This is a genomic window from Pseudomonas sp. P1_F1_2, assembly GCF_056405815.1.
The window spans coordinates 1-3,049 of sequence record NZ_JBFUBK010000198.1 but is presented as its reverse complement, the minus strand read 5'-3'; the positions used below and the strand labels follow the sequence as shown (position 1 = coordinate 3,049).

The window sequence follows — 3,049 nt, the reverse complement described above, 5'->3', positions numbered from 1 at the left end:
GCACGGCACCATACTGCTGACCCGGGATCGCCTTCAAGTTGACTTCAACGCGACGGTTCTGTGCCCGACCGTTGACATCACTGTTACTGGCAATCGGGCTATCCGGGCCAGCACCGCGAGCCGAGAGGTTGGCACCGCTCACACCTTGCGAAGTCAGGTAGGTCGCCACGCTCTGGGCACGACGCTGGGACAGGTCCATGTTGTGCTGACGTGCACCGGTGCTGTCGGTGTAGCCGACAATCTCGATCTGGTTCTGGTTGAACTCTTTGAGCGAGCCCGCCAGGTTGTTCAATGGCTGATAGAAACTTGGGGCAATGTTCGCCGAATCAGTCGCGAACGTGATGTTACCCGGCATGATCAGTTTGATCTGGTCACCCTGGCGCTGCACTTCAACCCCGGTGTTGGCCATGCTGGCACGCAGCTTTTTCTCTTGCTGGTCGGCGTAGTAGCCATAACCGGCGGCGGAAGCACCCACCACTGCTGCGCCGATCAACGCGCCCTTGCCACGGTTATCGTGGTTGATGGCGGCACCCGCCAAAGCGCCGGCCAAGGCACCGAGACCGCCGTACTTGGCGGTTTTGCTCATGCCTTGGGAACCGCTATCGGCCTGACCCTGGCTTTGACCATTGTAAGGGTTGGGCGAGGCGCAGCCGGACAGCAAGGCCACTGCGGTAGCGACAATAATCAAACGACGCGTGGTGAACATTAAGAGCTCCTACTTTTTTGCATTCTGTGGTGCAACGGACTTAAGCATTGGACCTTTGCGGGCGTTGGATCGCCTCACCGGTCAAAAATTCCCTGTGTTACAAATCAGGCCCGCACAAACGGATTTTCGCGCATTTCATCACCCAAGCGCGTGTCCGGACCATGGCCGGTCACCACCGTCGCGTCTTCGTCGAGGGTATACAGCCGCTGCTTGATCGACCGCACGATGGTCGCCTGATCGCCTCCCCACAAATCCGTGCGCCCGACTCCGCGACGGAACAACGTGTCACCGGCAATCAGCAGCTTGGCCTCCGAAAACCAGAAACTCATGGAGCCTGGCGTATGACCCGGCGTGTGCAACGCCACGCCACACCCGCAGGCCAGTTCTTCATCATCGGCCAACCATCGGTCCGGCGATGGCACCGGTGTGTAAGGCACACCAAACATCTGACACTGCATCTCCAGGTTGTCCCAGAGGAATTGATCTTCTTTATGCAGGTGCAGGGTGGCGCCGGTTTTCTCCTTCAACTGACCGGAGGCCAGGAAATGATCAAGGTGCGCGTGGGTGTGGATGATACTGACCACCTTCAAGCCCAGTGCGTCGAGGCGCGCCAGGATCAGTTCATGGTTGCCACCCGGGTCGACCACGATCGCTTTTTTGCTGATCGGGTCGCCGATGATCGTGCAGTTGCACTGCAAAGGGCCGATGGGGAAGGTTTCGCGGATCAGCACAGGGCTTGTAACGGTCATGGGTAATCAATGGCCTGTATTAGACAGAAGGCAGTCACGGTGCTTCAGGATTCTACGCCACTCGCCGATACAGTTCGCCAGGCCAATTACTTGACGTCAGCAAAATAAAAGTAGTGGCCAGATGATGTCAAACGCATCATTTGTGGTGCAAAATTGTTTTTTTGTAGCGGTCGCATTCAGGAAGGACCGCAGCGCACTCAGGAAATCAGCATGCCTTCTCCGACCGATTACGCTTACTCCACCTGGACAATGTTGACCGGCAACAAGCCTCTCGACAGCTTATTGGAAGGTGACTACTGGCTGGGCGCCTCCCCGTTTTACAAAGCAGGGGCACCGACCTTGCTGACGTACAGCTTTATCACCACGAATTCTTATTTTGCCCGCGACTACAGTCCTCACAATGAATACCTCAACGGATTCACGCTGACGTCGGCCCAACAGGTCGCGGTAACCAGTGCGCTTTCCATGTGGAGTGCAGTCGCCAACATTCAGTTCACGCTAGTGCCGGAAAGCATCTGGAACGTCGGTGATTTGCGATTCGGCGGTTACATGGGCATGGACCCCAAGTTTGCCGCCTGGGCTTACTTCCCGGACCGAACGGCCGCTGCGGGGGATGTATGGATTGGTCCGAGTACAGATAACCCGTCCCCAGTGAAAGGCTCGTTCGACTATCTGACCTTTGTGCATGAAATCGGCCATGCCCTGGGGCTCAAGCACCCGTTTGAAGCCAGCGACGATAACAATACGATCCTTACCCCAGCCCTTGATGATGTCCGTTATACCGTTATGAGTTACAACGACTCGTACTCGTATCAACCGACCACCCCGATGTTACTGGACATTCTCGCCATCCAGAAATTGTATGGCGCCAACACCCAGTGGCAGATTGGTAACAACGTCTACAATTGGGCTCCCAATCAGTCCGTTTTTGAAACCATCTGGGATTCAGGTGGCGTCGATGCCATTGATGGCAGCAATCAGGCCTCGGCTGTACGAATCAACCTCAATGAAGGTGAGTTCAGCCAGATCGGCAAGGCATTCCTCAACTTTGATACCCTGACTTCGTTCAACGAAGGCCTGGCCATTGCCTATGGCACGAAAATCGAAAATGCAATTGGCTCAGCATTTGACGACACCCTGATTGGTAACGCTCTGGATAACTTGCTCAACGGCATGGCCGGAGCGGACACCATGGACGGCGGGGCCGGCAATGACACCTATATCGTCGACAACATCGGCGACGTCGTGATCGAACGCGGCACCTCGGTTTCGGAAATCGATAACGTCAACGCCTGGATCGATTACACCCTGGGTGCCAACCTTGAGTAMCTCAACCTGGTAGGCGTTGCCAATCTCAACGGGACCGGCAACTCGCTCAGCAACCGCATCACCGGCAACGCCGGAAACAACATTCTGGACGGCGGGGCCGGGGCCGACTTCATGGCCGGGGGCACCGGCAACGACACCTACATCGTCGACAACCTCGGCGATGTCATCAGCGAAACCAGCACCCTGGCGGGCGAGATCGACACCGTCCGCTCCTCGGTGACCTACACCCTGGGCGCCAACCTGGAAAACCTCACCCTCACGGGCA

At 56.7% G+C, this 3,049-nt stretch carries 3 protein-coding genes; 1 reads left to right on the top strand and 2 read right to left on the bottom strand.

Going from position 1 to position 3,049, the window contains the following annotated elements:
* Both AC1D2P_RS30455 and AC1D2P_RS30450 read right to left on the bottom strand, forming a co-directional pair.
* Positions 1-706: YiaD family glycine zipper/OmpA-like lipoprotein (locus tag AC1D2P_RS30455; protein ID WP_477811759.1), on the bottom strand; the 706-nt coding region annotated here is incomplete at its 3' end.
* Between the two features lie 104 nt (positions 707-810).
* The gene (locus AC1D2P_RS30450) at positions 811-1,455 is read right to left on the bottom strand and encodes an MBL fold metallo-hydrolase (protein WP_477757960.1); all 645 of its coding nucleotides are present in this window, start codon (positions 1,453-1,455) and stop codon (positions 811-813) included.
* A 210-nt stretch (positions 1,456-1,665) separates the two neighbouring features.
* Here AC1D2P_RS30450 and AC1D2P_RS30445 point away from each other — a divergent pair.
* A partial coding sequence (locus tag AC1D2P_RS30445; RefSeq protein WP_477811758.1) for a M10 family metallopeptidase occupies positions 1,666-3,049 on the top strand: 1,384 nt, incomplete at its 3' end.

What these genes read in the sequence shown, in the direction of transcription:
- AC1D2P_RS30450 (WP_477757960.1), bottom strand. Translation starts at nt 1,455, where the DNA reads ATGACCGTTACAAGCCCTGTGCTGATCCGCGAAACCTTCCCCATCGGC.